This window comes from Pseudomonas chlororaphis (assembly GCF_001921865.1).
Taxonomy (GTDB): domain Bacteria; phylum Pseudomonadota; class Gammaproteobacteria; order Pseudomonadales; family Pseudomonadaceae; genus Aquipseudomonas; species Aquipseudomonas chlororaphis_D.
On sequence record NZ_MSCT01000019.1, the window covers coordinates 304,058 to 322,178 of the forward strand.

Annotated in this window: 19 protein-coding genes and 1 riboswitch; of the genes, 6 read left to right on the forward strand and 13 right to left on the reverse strand. The window is 63.1% G+C overall.

Features of this window, described 5'->3' with window-relative positions; all coding sequences use genetic code 11:
• Positions 1–31: 31 nt before the first annotated feature.
• The 6 genes from BTN82_RS21555 to cobO are packed head-to-tail and all read right to left on the reverse strand — an operon-like array spanning position 32 to position 6,003.
• A complete protein-coding gene (locus tag BTN82_RS21555) occupies positions 32–1,483 on the reverse strand; it encodes a cobyric acid synthase (RefSeq protein ID WP_075121115.1) in 1,452 nt (483 codons plus the stop codon).
• The gene (gene cobD / locus BTN82_RS21560; protein WP_075121116.1) at positions 1,480–2,472 is read right to left on the reverse strand and encodes a threonine-phosphate decarboxylase CobD; all 993 of its coding nucleotides are present in this window, start codon (positions 2,470–2,472) and stop codon (positions 1,480–1,482) included. Before cobD ends, BTN82_RS21555 begins: the two co-directional genes overlap by 4 nt.
• Positions 2,465–3,373, reverse strand: a complete 909-nt coding sequence (gene cbiB, locus BTN82_RS21565; protein ID WP_075121117.1) for an adenosylcobinamide-phosphate synthase CbiB — start codon at positions 3,371–3,373, stop codon at positions 2,465–2,467. Before cbiB ends, cobD begins: the two co-directional genes overlap by 8 nt.
• Positions 3,370–4,020, reverse strand: a complete 651-nt coding sequence (gene bluB, locus BTN82_RS21570) for a 5,6-dimethylbenzimidazole synthase (protein ID WP_075121118.1) — start codon at positions 4,018–4,020, stop codon at positions 3,370–3,372. The genes cbiB and bluB overlap by 4 nt, the downstream gene beginning before the upstream one ends.
• Positions 4,013–5,395 carry a cobyrinate a,c-diamide synthase gene (locus BTN82_RS21575; RefSeq protein ID WP_075121119.1) on the reverse strand — a complete coding sequence of 461 codons (1,383 nt, stop codon included), beginning with the start codon at positions 5,393–5,395 and terminating at the stop codon, positions 4,013–4,015. The genes bluB and BTN82_RS21575 overlap by 8 nt, the downstream gene beginning before the upstream one ends.
• Entirely contained in the window at positions 5,392–6,003 is a 612-nt protein-coding gene (cobO, locus tag BTN82_RS21580) for a cob(I)yrinic acid a,c-diamide adenosyltransferase (protein WP_075121120.1), read from the reverse strand. Before cobO ends, BTN82_RS21575 begins: the two co-directional genes overlap by 4 nt.
• Positions 6,004–6,082: 79 nt before the next feature.
• Positions 6,083–6,318, reverse strand: a riboswitch (cobalamin riboswitch).
• A gap of 169 nt (positions 6,319–6,487) precedes the next feature.
• Between cobO and BTN82_RS21585 the strand changes: the two genes are divergently transcribed.
• Positions 6,488–7,066: a hypothetical protein gene (locus BTN82_RS21585; RefSeq protein WP_075121121.1), complete on the forward strand. Its 579-nt coding sequence runs from the start codon at positions 6,488–6,490 to the stop codon at positions 7,064–7,066.
• Positions 7,067–7,140: 74 nt separating this feature from the next.
• Positions 7,141–8,460, forward strand: coding sequence for a PQQ-dependent sugar dehydrogenase (locus tag BTN82_RS21590; protein ID WP_075121122.1), 1,320 nt, complete (start codon positions 7,141–7,143; stop codon positions 8,458–8,460).
• Positions 8,461–8,577: 117 nt separating this feature from the next.
• Here the strand turns inward: BTN82_RS21590 and BTN82_RS21595 are convergent, their stop codons facing one another.
• The 5 genes from BTN82_RS21595 to BTN82_RS21615 form a co-directional block, all read right to left on the reverse strand.
• Complete coding sequence (locus BTN82_RS21595; RefSeq protein ID WP_075121123.1) at positions 8,578–9,111, reverse strand: C40 family peptidase; 534 nt, start codon at positions 9,109–9,111, stop codon at positions 8,578–8,580.
• Positions 9,112–9,276: 165 nt separating this feature from the next.
• Positions 9,277–9,897, reverse strand: a complete 621-nt coding sequence (locus BTN82_RS21600; RefSeq protein ID WP_075121124.1) for a C40 family peptidase — start codon at positions 9,895–9,897, stop codon at positions 9,277–9,279.
• Positions 9,898–10,111: 214 nt separating this feature from the next.
• Complete coding sequence (hda, locus tag BTN82_RS21605) at positions 10,112–10,816, reverse strand: DnaA regulatory inactivator Hda (protein ID WP_007898944.1); 705 nt, start codon at positions 10,814–10,816, stop codon at positions 10,112–10,114.
• 229 nt (positions 10,817–11,045) lie between these two features.
• Positions 11,046–12,119, reverse strand: coding sequence for an AI-2E family transporter (locus BTN82_RS21610; protein ID WP_075121125.1), 1,074 nt, complete (start codon positions 12,117–12,119; stop codon positions 11,046–11,048).
• A gap of 36 nt (positions 12,120–12,155) precedes the next feature.
• The gene (locus tag BTN82_RS21615) at positions 12,156–13,196 is read right to left on the reverse strand and encodes a DUF2066 domain-containing protein (protein WP_186828429.1); all 1,041 of its coding nucleotides are present in this window, start codon (positions 13,194–13,196) and stop codon (positions 12,156–12,158) included.
• 384 nt (positions 13,197–13,580) lie between these two features.
• Here BTN82_RS21615 and purM point away from each other — a divergent pair, with 384 nt between their 5' ends.
• From purM to BTN82_RS21635, 4 genes are all read left to right on the forward strand, one after another.
• Positions 13,581–14,639: a phosphoribosylformylglycinamidine cyclo-ligase gene (gene purM / locus BTN82_RS21620; RefSeq protein ID WP_075121375.1), complete on the forward strand. Its 1,059-nt coding sequence runs from the start codon at positions 13,581–13,583 to the stop codon at positions 14,637–14,639.
• Between the two features lie 11 nt (positions 14,640–14,650).
• Positions 14,651–15,301 carry a phosphoribosylglycinamide formyltransferase gene (gene purN / locus BTN82_RS21625; protein ID WP_075121376.1) on the forward strand — a complete coding sequence of 217 codons (651 nt, stop codon included), beginning with the start codon at positions 14,651–14,653 and terminating at the stop codon, positions 15,299–15,301.
• A gap of 8 nt (positions 15,302–15,309) precedes the next feature.
• On the forward strand, positions 15,310–16,023 hold the full coding sequence (locus BTN82_RS21630) for a DUF3108 domain-containing protein (RefSeq protein ID WP_075121127.1): 714 nt from the start codon (positions 15,310–15,312) through the stop codon (positions 16,021–16,023).
• A 318-nt stretch (positions 16,024–16,341) separates the two neighbouring features.
• A complete protein-coding gene (locus BTN82_RS21635) occupies positions 16,342–16,530 on the forward strand; it encodes a hypothetical protein (RefSeq protein WP_075121128.1) in 189 nt (62 codons plus the stop codon).
• Positions 16,531–16,625: 95 nt separating this feature from the next.
• Here the strand turns inward: BTN82_RS21635 and BTN82_RS21640 are convergent, their stop codons facing one another.
• A complete protein-coding gene (locus BTN82_RS21640) occupies positions 16,626–17,165 on the reverse strand; it encodes a DUF2058 domain-containing protein (RefSeq protein ID WP_075121129.1) in 540 nt (179 codons plus the stop codon).
• A gap of 27 nt (positions 17,166–17,192) precedes the next feature.
• Positions 17,193–18,026: a nucleoside triphosphate pyrophosphohydrolase gene (gene mazG / locus BTN82_RS21645; RefSeq protein WP_075121130.1), complete on the reverse strand. Its 834-nt coding sequence runs from the start codon at positions 18,024–18,026 to the stop codon at positions 17,193–17,195.
• Positions 18,027–18,121: the final 95 nt, after the last annotated feature.

The following is an 18,121-nucleotide window of genomic DNA, read 5'->3' on the forward strand; positions in this document are numbered from 1 at the left end:
GAAACGACGCGGCCCTGCCGGCGCCAACGCTCTAAAGCCCGCAGAGCTGGCGCAGGCGCCCGGTATCCAGATGCTGCTCCACCAGGTCGGCCAGGCGCTCGATGTCACGCTCACGCAGGGCGTGATAATCGACCTCCTGCACGTCGCGCAACCCGGCCCAGCGCAGCAACGCGCCACAAGCGGCCGGCGCCTCGAACAGACCGTGCAGGTAAGTACCGAGAATCTGCCCGTCGGCGCTGCGCGCGCCGTCGCAACGACCGTCGTCCAGGGTCACGGCGGCCAGTTCCAGGCCCGGCCCCGTGGTGACCCCGGCATGGATCTCATAACCGCTGACCTCGGCATCTTCCAACGTCAGGCGTCCGCGTACGTTGCGCAGTTGCTTCTCTTCTTCCAGCACCGTCTCGAACGCCAGCCAGCCAAGCCCCGCGCTGCTCCCTGGCGCCCCCTCAAGGCCCAGCGGGTCGTGCAACTGCTCGCCGAGCATCTGCAAGCCGCCGCAAATGCCCAACACCTTGCCGCCGTAGCGCAGGTGCCGGGCGATGGCGCTATCCCAGCCCTGGGCGCGCAAGTACGCCAGGTCGCTGCGCACGCTTTTCGAGCCGGGCAGGACGATCAGGTCGGCCGCCGGAATGGCCTGGCCCGGACCGATGAATTGCAGGTCCACCTGCGGATGCAGGCGCAGCGGGTCGAAGTCGGTGTGATTACTGATACGCGGCAACACCGGCACCAGCACCTTCAACACCTGTTCGGCCTTGTCGGCCTGACGCTGGTCGATGCCGTCCTCGGCTTCCAGGTGCAGGTCCAGCACGTAGGGCAGCACGCCGATCACCGGCTTGCCGGTACGCGCTTCGAGCCAGTCGAGGCCCGGTTGCAGCAGGGCGATATCGCCGCGAAAACGGTTGATGACAAAACCTTTGACCCGCGCCTGCTCACTGGCCGACAACAGCTCCAGGGTGCCCACCAGATGGGCGAATACCCCGCCGCGGTTGATGTCGGCGATCAACAGCACTGGGCAGTCCACCGCTTCGGCGAAGCCCATGTTGGCGATGTCGCCGGCCCGCAGGTTGATCTCCGCCGGCGAGCCCGCGCCCTCGACCATCACCACCGGATAGGCCGCGCTCAGGCGTTGGTGAGAGGCCAGCACGGCCTGCATGGCGATGGCCTTGTAGTCGTGGTAGGCCACGGCGTTCATGCTGGTCACGGCGCGACCATGAATGATCACCTGGGCCCCGGTGTCGCTGTTGGGCTTGAGCAGCACCGGGTTCATGTCGGTATGCGGCGCCAGATGCGCGGCCTGCGCCTGCACCGCCTGGGCTCGGCCGATCTCGCCACCGTCGGCGGTCACCGCGCTGTTGAGGGCCATGTTCTGCGGCTTGAAGGGCACGACGCTCACGCCCTGGCGCGTCAGCCAGCGGCAAAGCGCTGTCACCAGGGTGCTTTTGCCGGCATCGGAAGTGGTGCCCTGCACCATCAGGGTGGTCATGGATGTTCCTTGGCATAGGCGACAAAGGCCTGTTCGAGACGCGACCAGTCGGCCTCATCGGCCGGCAGGCCAAAGCGCAGGCTGCTGTTGTGGACGAATAACCGCAGCAAGATTCCGCGACGCGCCATGAACTCGTGCAGTTGCTCAGCGCGGTCGGTGATCAGCCATTGAAACAGCGCGCAGCCGCCCTGGGGCTTCAGGCCCTGGCGTTCGAGCAACTGTACCAGGCGCAGGCTCGCCGCTTCGCTGCGCAGCCGTTGTTGCGCATGGCCTTCGCGGTCGCGCAGGCAGGCCTGCCCCAGCACCCGGGTCGGGCCGCTGACGGCCCAGGGCCCGACCTGCTCGGCCAACAGTTTGAGCAGCTTGCGCTCGGCCAACACGAAGCCCAGGCGTACGCCGGCCAGGCCAAAAAACTTGCCGAAGGAGCGCAGCACGATCAGCCCTACCTGGTCCGCCTGGGCCGCCAGGCTCAGTTGCGGGGTGTTGTCCATGAAGGCTTCATCGACCACCAGCCAGCCGCCGCGCTGCGCCAGGCGCGCATGCCAGTCGAGCAGGCGCTCCGGGGTCAGGCTCAAGCCTGTGGGGTTGTTCGGGTTGACCACCACCAGCACGTCCAGGCTGTCGAGGAAGAAGTCCACTTCCTGCTCCAGCACCTCGCGCACGATATAGCCGCTGCGGCGCCAGGCTTCGGCATGTTCGGCATAACAGGGCGACAGCACGCCGACCTTGCCCGCGCGGCGCAACCGCGGCAGCAACTGGATCGCCGCCTGGGAACCAGGCACCGGCAGCACGTGGGTGGCGCCGTAATAGTCGCGGGCGGCCTGCTCCAGGCCATCGTCGGTTTCCGGCAGGCGCGCCCAGGCACGCACGCCGATTTCCGGAATCGGCCAGGGCCAGGGTGCCAGGCCGGTGGAGAGGTCCAACCAGTCGACCTCGGCGATGCCGTATTGCTCGGCCGCCTTGCGCAGGCGACCACCGTGCTCAAGCATAGAGTTCAGCTCCCACGCAGAGAATCAGCAGCCATAACCAGACCCCGCGCTGTACCAGTTGCCAACCGCGGTCGATGGACGTGGCGTCGGCCGCCGGGCCTTCCCCCAATTGTGGACGCTGATGCAGTTCGCCGTGATAGATCGCCGCGCCGCCCAGCTCGACGCCCAGGGCGCCAGCCCCCGCAGCCATCACCGGCCCGGCGTTCGGGCTGTCCCAGGTCGGCCCCTGGCGGCGCCAGCATTTCAACGCCAGGCGGGTCTTGCCCAGCAAAGCGTAAGTCAGGGCCACCAGACGGGCCGGAATGTAGTTGAGCAGATCGTCGATCTTCGCCGCCGCCCAGCCAAAGCGCTCGAAGCGCTCGTTACGATAGCCCCACATCGCATCCAGGGTGTTGCTCAGGCGATAAAGGACCACGCCCGGCGCGCCGGCCACGGCAAACCAGAACAAGGCGGCGAACACCGCATCGCTGCCGTTTTCCAGCACCGACTCGGTGGCGGCACGCGCCACTTCGGTGGCATCCAGCTCGCTGGTTTGCCGGCTGACCAGATAACCGACCCGCTGTCGGGCCTGGTCCAGGTCGTCACGGCGCAGGGCCTGGGCCACCGGCTCGACATGCTCGCCGAGGCTGCGCAGGCCGAGGGCGCAATACAGCGCCAGGATCTCGAACAGCCAGCCGATGTAGGGTAACCAGGAAAACAGCGTCGCCAGCAGCGTCAGCGGCAGCACCGCGACGACCCAGGCGGTGACACCATGACTGCGCCAGCCGCGACCGCCAGAGTTGAAACGTTGCTCGATGCGATCGGCGAAACGGCCGAACGCCACCAGCGGATGCCAGCGTTTGGGTTCGCCCAGCAACGCATCCAGCGCCACCCCGGCGACACTCAACAACGCCACGCTCATTGACTCACTCCCCAATAATTTTCATACAGCAATTCACTCAGCGGACGCTCCCGCGCCCAGCCTTCGAGCACCAGCATCGGCGCCGGATAAAATTCCTCCACCGGCCCCAGGCACAACACCGCCAGCGGCTTGGCCCCGGCCGGCAGGCCGAGCAGTTCAGCCAGGGCAACAGGCTCGAACAACGACACCCAGCCCATTCCCAGCCCTTCGGCCCGGGCCGCCAGCCACAGGTTCTGAATGGCGCAGGAAAGCGAGGCCAGGTCCATTTCCGGCAAGGTGCGCCGGCCGAAGACATGCCGCTCGCGGTCGTCCATCAGCGCCGCCACCAACACCTCGGCGCAATCGTCGATGCCTTCGACCTTGAGCTTCATGAACGCGTCGGAACGCTCGCCCAGGGCCTCGGCGGTGCGCACCCGCTCCTCTTCGACCAATTGCCGGATCTGCCCGCGCAACGGGCGGTCGCTGATGCGGATAAAGCGCCAGGGCTGCATCAGGCCGACGCTCGGCGCCTGGTGCGCGGCCTCCAGCAGGCGACGCAAGACCTGCGGCTCGACCGTGCCGCCGACGAAGTGACGCATGTCGCGGCGCTCGGCAATCGCGCGGTAGACCGCTTCGCGCTCGGCAGCAGAAAAAGCCTGGTCAGTCATATTTCTTCGCGAGCAAACTCGCTCCAACCGTTGATGCCGACTCTGTAGGAGCGAGCTCGCTCGCGATGGCCGCCTGCGGCCAAGGCGCCAGCAACGCCGCCACTGCTTGCGGGTTGGACGGAAAGTAGAAGTGCACATACGAGGCAGTCATCCGCCCTTCGCGATACACCGCCTCCGCGCCACGCCCGCCATTCGGGCTCAAGCCCCGGGCAATCGGCACCAGCTCGGTCGTGGTCAACGAATGGTGGTAGGTGTGGCCGCGCAGCACGCCTTCCGGCAACTCCACGGCCTGCAAGGCCAGGGCCGCCAGGCGCTTTTGCATCACCGCGTCGCCGGGCAGCAAACCCAGCAACTGCGCGCATTGGCCTTCGACGTCAGTCAGTGAATCCAGCAGGTACAACATGCCGCCGCACTCGGCGAGCAAGGGTTTGCCGGCGGCATGGTGCGCGCGGATCGCGCTCAGCATCGAGCGGTTGGCCGCCAGCGCCCGGTGATGCAACTCCGGATAACCGCCGGGCAGGTACAGGCTGTCCGCCTCTGGCAACCTCGCATCATGGATCGGCGAGAAAAAACGCAGCTCGGCGCCCATGGCCCGCAACAGGTCCAGGCTGGCGCCGTAGGTAAAGGCGAAGGCTTCGTCGCGGGCCACGGCAATACGCACTCCGGCTAACAGCGGCTCGACGACCACCGGCTGCGGCGCGGCGAACTCGACGGCAGGCGGCAAGGCCACTTCGCAGCTCTCGGCCAGCGCAGCGGCCGCGGCATCCAGGCGCAGGTCCAGGTCGTTGAGTTCGCTGGCCTGTACCAACCCCAGGTGGCGGCTGGGTAATTCGATCCCGGTTTCCCGGGACAACGCGCCGTACCAGCGCAAGCCTTCGGTCAGGCTGCCTTCGAGCAACTGCGCGTGACGCGAGGTGCCGACGCGGTTGGCCAGCACGCCGGCGAACGGCAAGTCCGGCTGATAACGCGCCAAACCCAACGCCAGCGCCCCGAAGGTCTGGGCCATGGCCGTGCCGTCGATCACCCCCAGCACCGGCACGCCGAAATGCCGCGCCAGGTCGGCGCTGGACGGCGTGCCGTCGAACAGCCCCATGACCCCTTCGATCAGGATCAGGTCCGCCTCGCCGGCAGCCTCCCACAGCAGACGCCGGCTTTCCTGTTCGCCGACCATCCACATGTCCAGCTGATACACCGGCGCACCGCTGGCGCGCTCGAGGATCATCGGATCGAGAAAGTCCGGGCCGCACTTGAAGACACGAACCTTGCGCCCTTCATTGCGATGCAGACGCGCCAACGCGGCGGTCACGGTGGTCTTGCCCTGGCCGGAAGCCGGTGCGGCGATCAATACCGCGGGGCAATGGCGGGCATCACTCACAGTTCGACGCCTTTTTGCGCTTTGATTCCGGCCTGGAAGGCATGCTTGACCATACCCATTTCGGTGACGGTGTCGGCCAGTTCGATCATTTCCGGCTTGGCGCCGCGCCCGGTGACCACCACGTGCTGCATCGGCGGACGGGCCTGCAGGTCGCCGAGCACCTGGTCCAGGTCGAGGTAGCCGTGCTTGAGGGCGATGTTCAACTCATCGAGCACCACCAGGCCGATATTCGGGTCGCGCAGCAGTTCGCGGCAAACGGCCCAGGCCGCTTCGGCCGCGGCGATATCGCGCTGGCGGTCCTGGGTTTCCCAGGTAAACCCTTCGCCCATGACATGAAAGCGCACCTGCTCGGGAAAGCGTCGGAAGAACAATTCCTCGCCAGTGCTGTTGCGGCCCTTGATGAACTGCACCACGCCGCATTGCATGCCATGGCCCATGGCGCGCGCGAGCATGCCGAAGGCCGAGCTGCTTTTGCCTTTGCCGTTGCCGGTCAGCACCAGCAGCAATCCGCACTCGTTCGGCGAGTTGGCGATACGTTCGTCGATCACGGCTTTCTTGCGCAGCATGCGCGCCAGGTGGCGCTCGTCACGATCGGGGGATTCAGTCATGGGGCAGCTCTCCGTTGGGGCTGGATAACGGGGGGCAGGCATAGGAATAGACGGCGCAAGCCTGGCATCGCCCACCGTGATGCCGTTGGATGGATCAGGCCGGTCTCCGGGCTTGTGAGTGGCATGGATGCCCAACCGCGCGCCTTCCCATGTCGACGTCGACACAGTGGCACCAGGCGCAGTCTTGACTCATTTACCGTTGCGGGGGCAGCGCCGGAATTGTCGTGCGTGCGCTGTTGTCACGCGTACTCACCGGCTTCCCTGTTTCACCCTGTCGGCCCATGGCCACAGAGCACCTGAAACAAGTCGCAAAGGTTAGAGGGTTGGGGGTGGAGCGTCAATTAAAGCCGGGCCGGGCAGACCGGCGAACTACTGCATATCGGAAAAATGACGCCAATCTTGTGCCACACTCGATGCAGTGATATCAAATAGCCATAATCACGTTAAAAAACTCTGAAATCTCAACAATAATAGGAAAAGTCCGATGCAAGGCATGATCATCAGCAATCCGAAACTGGAGTTCCTGCGCCCCGCCCTGGAACGCTGGTTCGATTGCATCGACCGTTACAACGCCGTCCGCGGCGATAACGAAAGCCCTTACTGGTTCGACGAGAAAGCCAACCTGGGCTTGCTCTCGGCCGCGACCTGGATGGCCGAGATGGTCACCCTGGAGCACACCCCGAGCAAAAAACAGCTCGAGGACGGCAACCGCAACGGACGCACCGACCTGTACATCGCCAGCCAGGACGAGCGCGTCTACATTCAGGCCACCCAACGCTGGCCCCGGGTCAACAGCCTGCACCTGACCCAACCGCTGCTGGATGCCGCCAGCGACGCGAAAAAAGCCAGCTACCCCAGCGACCTGAAACTCGGCTGCCTGTTCGTCACCCCACAGAAAACCCAGCACAGCGCCACCCCGGAAGAACTGCAGGACATGGTCGACGACTTGCAAAAGGAACACTGCTGCGCCGTGGCCTGGTACTTCCCCTACGCCTACCGCAAATTGCGCAACGAGGCCGGCAACTATCACCCGGGCGTTGCCGTGCTGTTCAAGGAAGCGTAATGAAGGGTTGAACCATCGCCCGCCTGTGCTTCTCTATGACTACACCGATGTCGTGCACTCATAGGGAAATCCGCATGTTCAAGCCTCGCTACGCAGTCCTTATCACCCTCGCCGCCGGCCTTGCCGCCTGCGGCGAAACCTCCAACCTCCAGGTATCCGACGGCACCGGCCCCTCGCCGAAACTGCCCGAACCGAACAAGACCCTGATTCCGACCGTGAACATAGCGCCGGCGATCGGCTGGCCCGAAGGCGGCAAGCCAGTGGCCGCCGCCGGCACGCAGGTGGCAGCGTTCGCCGAGGGCCTGGACCATCCGCGCTGGCTGTACGTATTGCCCAACGGCGATGTCCTGGTGGCGGAAACCAACGCCCCGCCCAAACCCGACGACGGCAAAGGCCTGCGCGGCTGGATCGCAGGCAAGATCATGAGCCGCGCCGGGGCCGGCGTGCCCAGCCCGAACCGCATCACCTTGCTGCGCGACAAGGACCACGACGGCGTGGCGGAAACCCGCACGGTGTTCCTGGAAAACCTCAATTCTCCGTTCGGCATGACCCTGGTGGGCAACGACCTGTACGTCGCCGACACCGACCGGCTGGTGCGCTTCCCTTATCAGGATGGCGAGACCCACATCAGCGCGCAGCCGACCAAGGTGGTCGACTTGCCAGGCGGTACGCTGAACCACCACTGGACCAAGAACGTGATTGCCAGCAAGGACGGCAGCAAGCTGTATGTCACGGTAGGCTCCAACAGCAACGTCGGCGAAAACGGCCTGGACCAGGAGCAAGGTCGCGCGGCGATCTGGGAGGTCGACCGCGCCACCGGCCAGCAGCGGATTTTCGCCTCTGGCCTGCGCAACCCCAATGGCATGGCCTGGGAACCACAAAGCGGCCAGTTGTGGACAGCGGTCAACGAGCGCGACGAAATCGGCAGCGACCTGGTGCCGGACTACATCACCTCGGTCAAGGACGGGGCCTTCTATGGCTGGCCGTTCAGCTACTACGGTCAACATGTGGATGTGCGAGTCACCCCGCAGAACCCGGACCTGGTGGCCAAGGCCATCGCCCCCGACTATGCCGTCGGCCCGCATACCGCGTCCCTTGGCCTGGCGTTCGCCGAAGGCAGCAAGCTGCCGGCGCCGTTCAGCCAAGGCGCGTTCATCGGCCAGCACGGCTCCTGGAACCGTAACCCGCACAGCGGCTACAAGGTGATCTTCGTGCCCTTCGCCAACGGCAAGCCGAATGGCCAACCGCTAGACGTCCTCACCGGCTTCCTGAGTGCTGACGAGAAAGCCATGGGCCGGCCGGTCGGCGTGGTGATCGACAAGCAAGGGGATCTGCTGGTGGCCGATGACGTCGGCAACAAGGTCTGGCGCGTATCGGCGACCAAGGCGCAATAAGCTCGCCGCCAGGCCGTCCGGATGGGTTATCCGGGCGGCCTGGCGGCCCAGTTTGGCCAGCGCAGGAACAGTGGGGCAGTCAAGGCCGTCGCCAGGACAGCCTCGGCGCAGAAGAACCTAAGGGTTGCGAGCCAGATGTTCCGGCTGCAGCACGCGCTTGGCGCTCAGGTAGGCTTTTTGCCAATAGGCCTTGGACAGGCTGTCCAGCTTCACCGTACCGCCGGTGGCCGGCGCATGCACGAAACGACCTTCGCCAACATAGATGCCCGCATGACTGACCTGGGAGCCGCCATTGGTGGCGAAAAAGATCAGGTCGCCGGTTTGCAAGGCGTTCTTGCCGACATTCGGCGCACGCATGCCGATCATTTCCCGAGTCGAACGCGGCAGCGAGATCCCGGCCGCATCGCGATAGACATAGCCGATCAGGCCACTGCAATCGAAACCGGAGTCCGGCGTATTGCCGCCCCAGCGATAAGGCGTGCCCACCAGGCCCAGCGCACGGAACAGCACGTCTTCGGCCGCCGGAGAGAAGGTCTGGGGAGTATTGAAAACGGGGGCACGTACCACAGGCGCGGGCGGCGGGGTACGACTGGCGCACGCGCTGAGCAGCGCGGCGAGAACGATCAATGCAAGGCGGGCCGACGTCGACATATGCAGAACAATCCTGATCTGGATGCGGCTTTCTCTGCCGTGAGGCCGAAAACAAAACCGCGTAAGCAGGGCTTACGCGGTTAGTTTTCAACAATAGATCAGGATTCTAGCGTCTACGCGTCAAACTTCAAGTAAGACTTTAAGTTTGCCTTACAAAATGTCCGCTTATTTGCGCGCGGTAACCACAGTCGGGGCCATGGCGAGGGCACGCTTGGCTTCGATGAAGGTCTTGCTCCAGTAGCTGTCGCCCAGGCTATCGACCCGGACGCCGCCGCTGCGGCGGCTGCTGGAGTGGATGAACTGGTCGTCGCCCAGGTAGATACCAGCGTGGCTTACGCGACCGCGGCGGCCATTGGTGGCGAAGAACAGCAGGTCGCCCGGCTGCAGCTTGTTACGTGCAACCAGTGGAGCGTCGACGTTGATCATTTCACGCGTGGAGCGCGGCAGATTCATCCCGGCTTCTTCGCGGAACAGATAACCGATGAAACCGCTGCAATCAAAACCGGCTTCGGACGTACCGCCGAAGCGGTAACGGGTACCGATCAGGGACATGCCACGTTCGAGAATGCTGTCAGCCAGAACAGGCAGCTGATAAGGCTTGCTGTCAGCGAACTCGGCGAGTTCTTTTTCGGTTGCCAGCTCTTCCTGGAAAATGGTGGAAGACTGGGCTTTTGAAGAGTTTTGAACCTGTTGTTGCTCTTGCTGGCTCACCGGAGAGTGGGTGGCGCAACCAAACAACAGGGTGACGAGTGCAAGAGGCACGAGGGGTGCGAAGCGCTTCAGCATGGGCACGACCGTGGCTTAAAGTTATAAAGAAGCCGCGACTATGCCCTCTATCGATCTCATTTGCAAATTCAATCGATTAATTTGTGACTTATCGGTTTCTCTTTTACATCTAAGGCCTTAAGCCCATTTTAAACGCGCACGCTTCTGGAATCGCTTCCGGATGCGGGTTTTCTGGCGCCTGGAATATGCCGAAAAACCCCTGCAGGCCGCGGTTTTACCAGCCCAGGGTTTCCTTGAGGAAGGGAATGGTGAGCTTGCGCTGGGCTTGCAGGGAAGCCTGATCGAGACGTTCCAGCAGCTCGAACAACGCGCTCATGCTGCGGGTACCGCGCGTCAGAATAAAGTGCCCGACTTCGTCGGTCAGGTGCAGCCCACGCCGGGAAGCGCGCAACTGCAACGCACGCAATTTGTCTTCGTCGGAAAGCGGGCGCATCTGGAAGATCAACGCCAGGGTCAGCCGCGACTTGAGGTCCGCCAGCTTCACCGGCAACTCCCGCGGCGAGGTCGAAGCTGCGATCAGCAGGCGTCGGCCGCTGTCACGCAGGCGGTTGAACAGATGAAACAGTGCTTCTTCCCAATCCGCCTTGCCCGCCACCGCCTGCAAGTCATCCAGGCAGACCAACTCGTACTGTTCCAGGTTGTCGAGGATTTCGATGCCGCGATCCAACAGCTCCGCCAGGGGCAGATAGACCGCCGGCTCTCCCAACTGCTCGAACCGCAGGCAGGCCGCCTGCAGCAAGTGCGTACGCCCTACCCCATCCTTGCCCCAGAGGTAGATCAGGCTCTCGGTCCAGCCGGCGTCGGCTTCGCAAAGCCGCTCGACATAGCCGAGTGCAGCGGCATTGGCGCCTGGGTAGTAGTTGATGAAGGTGGCGTCATCACGCAGACGCACACCTAGGGGCAGCTGAATCGGTTTCATGCTGACTGAACAGTTCCAAACGAACCGTTAGTGGCCTCTGTGTAAAGTTTGCAAAGTTTATACCCGTGACGCCGGGCGCACAATGCGGCAGACCACAAGCAAAATCAAAGGTTTGCGTTAGCCTGGTGAAATCGCGGGGGATTCTTTGACGGTGGATGTGACAGCTGCAAAAGCCTTCGGAGCCAACCCGCGGAACACGGGCGCCCCGAAAGCGCAAATACCGCAGGCGCTACTGCTCGGACTCCTCTGCCCCGCTATAGATGTCCGAGTCCTTGTACAAGTCGTGCACGTGGCGCACCAGCACCATAATCACCGCCGCCACCGGCAACGCCAGGAGGATGCCGGTGAAACCGAACAGCTCGCCCCCCGCGAGAATCGCGAAGATCACCGCCACCGGATGCAGGCCGATCCGATCGCCGACCAGCAAGGGCGTGAGCACCATGCCCTCCAGTGCCTGGCCCACCATGAATACCGCGACGATGCCAATCATCGGGTACAGGTCGCCGCCAAACTGGAACAACCCGGCAATCAGCGCCGCGCCGATGCCGATGATGAACCCCATGTAAGGAACGATGGCAGCCAGGCCGGCAATCATCCCGATCAACAGCCCCAGCTCCAGGCCGACCAGCATCAGGCCCGCGGCGTAGATCACCCCCAGGGCAACCATCACCAGCAGTTGCCCGCGGACAAATGCCCCCAGCACTTCATGGCACTCCCCCGCCAGCGCCACCACGCGTTCTTCGCGATCACGGGGCAACAGGCTGCGGATCTTCGCCATCATCAGGTCCCAGTCGCGCAGCAGATAGAAGCTGACCACCGGAATCAGTACCAGATTGGCCAGCCAGCCGATCAGCGCCAGGCTGGAGGCCGTGGCCTGGCTCAGGACCACGCCGACGATATCGGTGGTCTGCCCCATGTGCTCGCTGATCGCCGCCTTGACCTTGTCGAACTTCCAGAAGCCGTCGGACAAGCCCAGCTTGGACTGGGCCCAGGGCATCGCCGTGTGCTGCAGCCAATCGAGCATCTGCGGCGCCAGTTCGTACAAGCGCAGCAGTTGCTTGGCGAGCATCGGCACCAGCACCAGCAATAGGGCCATGACGATCAAGGTGAACAGGGCAAACACCGCCACTACACCCCAGGTGCGCGACAGACCGAGCTTCTCCAGACGATCCACCAGCGGATCGAACAGATAGGCCAACAGCAAGGCCACCAGGAACGGTGTCAGGATCGAGTGCAACAGGAATATGAACGCACAGAGCAGGAGCACCCCACCCAACCAGACCCACCGACGCGTATCAGCCATGAACCACTCCATTGCTTCTATATAAGGAAAGAAAACCTACCAGCGAAAACGCAGTTGAGCGCTCGGCGCTGGTACCGGCGCAGGCGTCGCACCCTCGGCAGTCGGCTGGGCCGCAGGCACCGCGCCCGCCGGAACTTCCTGCAATCGAGCCAGGCTCAACTGCGCACGCAACTGTTCGGCACTGCCACTGACCCGATAAACCGCACGATCGCCATCGACGCTCTGCAAACGCCCGCCGAAAGGCTCGAGCAAATGCCCCAGCGCCGCATAGCGCTCCAGATTCATGCCCTGCACTTCCAACAACTGCTCGCTGGAGACGCCCGGCCGAGTGACAAACCGTGGTGCCAGACGCTGGCTGACAGCCAACAGCACCGCATCGGCCAAGGCCGGCACATCAGCGCCCTGGACGCTACCCTGCTCCTTCTGGTCACCCAGCCACAGACGCCACTTGGCCTGCCACTGGCCACCCTCTTCGCTGGCGTGCACCGCCAGCAGCGCATCCGCCCCGTAGCGCTCCGAGGCCGCGTGCAGCGGTGCCGGATCGGAACCCTCGAGGTTCGGCGCAGTGGCGACAATCTGTTCATTCAAGTCCGCCAGCGGCAGACGCAGCGGCAAACCGCGATGCTGGGCCGCGCGCCGCAACGGCGTCGCGCTGGCCTGGCCATCGCCGACCAGGCTGGAACCTTCGGCGGAGTCGGTCAGCCACCAGCCGAGAATCGACGGACGATTACTGCCCCACAGCGACAAACCGGCCTGACGTAGCGCGCGATCGGTGCTGACCGGGTCGAAATCGACCTGCAGGCTTTCCGGAGGCCCCGCGTCGTAGCCGTACTGGCTGATGATCTGTTGCGGGTCCTTGCGGATCGCCGCCAGCCCCGGGTTCTGCAACGCCTTGCTATCGCCGGTCAGGCGTAGCACCAAGGTCTCCAGGGCCCGCTGAGTGGCCTGGTCGCGCTCGGCGGGAGCCTGGCTGCTGACCGGTTCGCGAACCTGATACAGGCCATTGAGGGTTTCGGCATGACTCGCCAGGCTGACCAATGACAAACAGCCCACAAAAAGAAATTGACCCAAACGCATGGAGGATTCCCGACGACAAAAAGCGGCAGCAACAGACCGCGTGAACAGAGTTGAGCAAGGCTGTGACCACAAAGCCCAGGCAAACATTCACCCGATCCATGGAAGTTTTGCGGCTGTCATAACGACAGCCGGTACAAGGCTATACCTTATACAACCCCGAGCGAGACGATCGACACGGCCAATCGCGTTTTTTTTGAGCGGATGTGCCCTGCCCGTCGGCCCGAGGATGGCCGCTACACCTCAAGCCTGATAAAATCGCGCGCCTTCGCAGACCGGCAACAGCCGGGGTTACGGAAATGATTGCGCGGCATTGCCCCCGCGACTGTTTCAATGGCCTCGCTGGACTCGGTCGATACCCCTGAATCCCCCCTAAAGGCCTGGATCATGAGCAAGCAACCCTCCCTGAGCTACAAAGACGCCGGTGTAGACATCGACGCCGGTGAAGCATTGGTCGAACGCATCAAGAGCGTCGCCAAGCGCACTGCGCGCCCGGAAGTCATGGGCGGCCTGGGCGGTTTCGGCGCCCTCTGCGAAATCCCGGCCGGCTACAAACAGCCTGTGCTGGTCTCCGGCACCGACGGCGTCGGCACCAAGCTGCGCCTGGCGCTGAATCTGAACAAACACGACAGCATCGGCCAGGACCTGGTCGCCATGTGCGTAAACGACCTGGTGGTCTGCGGTGCCGAACCGCTGTTCTTCCTCGACTACTACGCCACCGGCAAGCTGAACGTCGATGTCGCCGCCACGGTGGTCACCGGTATCGGTGCCGGCTGCGAACTGGCTGGCTGCTCCCTGGTCGGCGGTGAAACCGCTGAAATGCCAGGCATGTACGAAGGCGAAGACTACGACCTGGCCGGTTTCTGCGTCGGCGTGGTGGAAAAAGCCGAGATCATCGACGGCTCCAAGGTTGCCACTGGCGACGCCCTGCTCGCCCTGCCGTCTTCCGGCCCGCACTCCAACGGCTACTCGCTGATCCGCAAGATCATCGAAGTCTCCGGCGCCGACATCGAAACCGTGCAACTCGACGGCAAGCCGCTGACCGAACTGCTGATGGCCCCGACCCGCATCTACGTCAAGCCACTGCTCAAGCTGATCAAGGACACTGGCGCGGTCAAGGCCATGGCCCACATCACCGGCGGCGGTCTGCTGGACAACATCCCGCGCGTCCTGCCAAAAGGCGCTCAGGCCGTGGTCGACGTGGCCAGCTGGCAGCGTCCGGCGGTATTCGACTGGCTGCAGGAAAAGGGCAACGTCGACGAGCACGAAATGCACCGCGTCCTGAACTGCGGCGTCGGCATGGTGATCTGCGTAGCTCAGGAGCACGTCGAAAGCGCCCTGAACGTCCTGCGCGCAGCCGGCGAACAGCCTTGGGTCATTGGTCAGATCGCTAGCGCTGCCGAAGGCGCTGCCCAGGTCGAGCTGAAAAACCTCAAGGCACATTGATGCAAGAGCCGATGCCAGCCACCTGTGACGTGGTGGTGTTGCTGTCCGGTACCGGCAGCAACTTGCAGGCGCTGATCGACAGTACGCAGGCCGGCGACAGCCCGGTACGCATCCGCGCGGTGATTTCCAACCGCGCCGACGCCTACGGCCTGCAACGCGCCCGGGACGTGGGGATCGATACCCGCTCCCTCGATCACAAGGCCTTCGAAGGCCGCGAGGCCTTCGATGCGGCGCTGATCGAACTGATTGACGCCTTCGAGCCCAAACTCGTGGTCCTTGCCGGATTCATGCGTATCCTCAGCGCCGACTTCGTACGGCACTATCAGGGTCGCCTGCTGAATATCCATCCTTCGCTGCTGCCCAAATACAAAGGGTTACACACTCATCAGCGAGCGCTGGAGGCCGCAGATACGGAGCACGGCTGCAGCGTGCACTTCGTGACGGAGGAACTCGATGGCGGACCACTGGTCGTACAGGCAGTGATCCCGGTAGAGTTGCACGACTCGCCGCAAAGCCTGGCGCAGCGGGTCCATGTTCAGGAGCACCGGATTTACCCGATGGCCGTACGCTGGTTCGCCGAAGGTCGACTCACACTTGGCGAACAGGGTGCTTTACTGGATGGTCAGTTACTCGCTGCCAGCGGCCACTTGATTCGTAATTAGGAGATTTTATGCGTCGCGCCCTGCTCTTCGCTTGTGCTCTGCTCGCCCTGCCCCTCGCGCAGGCTGCGGACCTTCAACCCTTCTCCGCCAGCTATACCGCAGACTGGAAACAGCTGCCGATGAGCGGTACTGCCGAACGCAGCCTGGAAAAGAAGACCGATGGCTCCTGGAAGCTGAGCTTCAAGGCCTCCATGATGATCGCCAGCCTGACCGAAGAAAGCACCCTGACGTTCGACAAGGACACCCTGCTGCCGCAGTCCTATCACTTCGAGCGCGGCGGCCTGGGCAAAGCCAAGAAAGCCGATCTGGATTTCGACTGGAACGCCAAGATGGTCACCGGCACCGATCGCGGTGATGCGGTCAAGATCCCGCTCAACCGTGGCATGGTCGACAAATCCACTTACCAGTTGGCATTGCAGCACGATGTCGCCGCCGGCAAGAAAAGCATGAGCTACCAGGTGGTCGACGATGGCGAAGTCGATACCTACGACTTCCGCGTGCTGGGCTCAGAAAAAGTCGACACCAAGGCCGGCCAGATCGATGCGATCAAGGTCGAGCGCGTGCGCGACCCGACACAAAGCAAACGCATCACTGTCATGTGGTTCGCCAAAGACTGGGATTACCTGCTGGTACGCCTGCAACAGGTCGAAACCGACGGCAAGGAGTACAACATCATGCTCCTCAACGGCACCGTCAACGGCAAGCCGGTCAAAGGCAGCTAAGCCACGCCCCCATGAAAAAGCCCCGCCGATGCGGGGCTTTTTTTCGCCCGGGGGTTTGTGTTTCGCCTGGCAGGAACCACCCCGACTTGCATCAGGCAAGCTCGCGCCCGAGCTAAAAACCTCGGCTCAAGATGAAACTTTTGTCATGAAACTCCGACGCCTGCGACCGGATGCCGCAGTTTTCGCGGCCTGCGGGACTCTTCCAGAATCGGTAAAGGACTGTTGCATTTGCAAGTAATTTACTTAGCCAGCTAACAAATTATATAAAAGAGCCCTGCACACGCCTTGCTGCAGATCAATAGAGATTGGAGCTAGCAGATGACTGTAAAAGTAACTGAACGCGACGATTCACACATGTCCCACGAAGGCGTAGCCGCAGGTGTACGGATCTGGGACGTGCATCAACAAGACATGCTGGTGGGAATGTTTCATTCCGAGAGCGATGCCCATAATTACAAGGCCGAACTGGAGAAGCTGGAGCTGAACCGCGCACCGCAAAGCTCCTGATCTCACACTGACTGTCGCGACCTGCCGCCACGCATCGGCAGCCGCCGCAGAAACAACAAACCCCGCTCATGGCGGGGTTTGTTGTTTCTGCGGGTTTACCACATCAGATCGTCAGGAATCTGGTAAGCCGCGTACGGATCGTCCTCGTCCGGCGCCTCGGTCGGCGTGTTGAGCTGAACGATGCGCCGTGGATCGCGCTCCTGGATCTTCAGCGCCGCTTCGCGGGGGATGACCTCGTAACCGCCGGCATGGTGCACGATGGCCAGCGAGCCGCTGCTCAGCTTGTTGCGCATCAGGGTATTCACCGACAAGCGCTTGACCTTCTTGTCGTCGACGAAGTTGTAGTAATCCTCGGTGGTCAGCTTCGGCAGGCGCGACACTTCGATCAGTTGCTTGATCTGCGCGGCGCGAGCCTTCTGCTCGACCTTTTCCTGTTGCTGACGGTTGAGTTCCTGGTCGCGCTTGACCTTCTCGGCCTGCGCTTCCTGGGCCAGGCGCGCCTGGCTATCGTCCGCCTCGACCTGGCCTTTATGGACCAGGCGTTGCTGCTTCTGCTTGTCTTTGCTGACCTGCTTGGCCTGCTTTTGGTTGACCAGCCCTGCTTTGAGCAACTGGTCGCGAAGGGAAAGGCTCATTGGTGCTCACTCACTTAGGCAACAGCCTCAGCCGCAGCTGGGCAAATTCTTTTCCTGACGTTTGGCTTCGCCCCACAAGGCGTCCAACTCTTCGAGGGTGCAATCTTCCATGGGACGGCGGGTGTCGCGCAATGCCTGCTCGATAAATCGGAAGCGCCGCTCGAACTTGGCATTGGCGCCGCGCAAGCCGGTTTCCGGGTCGACCTTGAGGTGCCGCGCCAGATTGACCACGGCGAACAGCAGGTCGCCCACCTCGTCGGCAATCGCCTCAGGGTCGTTCTCCGACATGGCTTCAAGGACCTCATCGAGTTCTTCGCGGATCTTGTCCACCACCGGCAAGGCATCCGGCCAGTCGAAACCAACCTGGGCCGCGCGTTTTTGCAGCTTGGCCGATCGCGACAGGGCCGGCAACGCCGCAGGCACATCGTCGAGCAGGGACAGTTGCAAGGGTTCGTCGGCCTTCTCGGCACGCTCCTCGGCCTTGATCTCTTCCCAGCGCTGCTTGACTTGTTCTTCGTCCAGCCGCGGAGTGTCCAGCGGCGCATAGAGGTCGCCGTCAGGGAATACATGGGGATGGCGACGGATCAGCTTGCGGGTGATGCTGTCGACCACGCCGTCGAACTCGAAACGCCCTTCCTCCCGCGCCAGCTGGCTGTAATACACCACCTGGAACAACAGGTCGCCCAGCTCGCCCTGCAAATGCTCGAAATCGCCGCGCTCGATGGCATCGGCCACTTCGTAGGCTTCTTCCAGGGTATGGGGAACGATGCTGGCGTAGGTCTGCTTGATATCCCAAGGGCAACCGTACTGCGGGTCGCGCAGCCGGGCCATCAGGTGCAACAGGTCTTCAAGGCTGTACATCGGCAATTCTCGTTAGCCCCCCCCCTGTAGGAGCGAGCTTGCTCGCGATAGCGGTTTTCCGGTGTTCATCTGTCCGGGCCGGCATCATCGCGAGC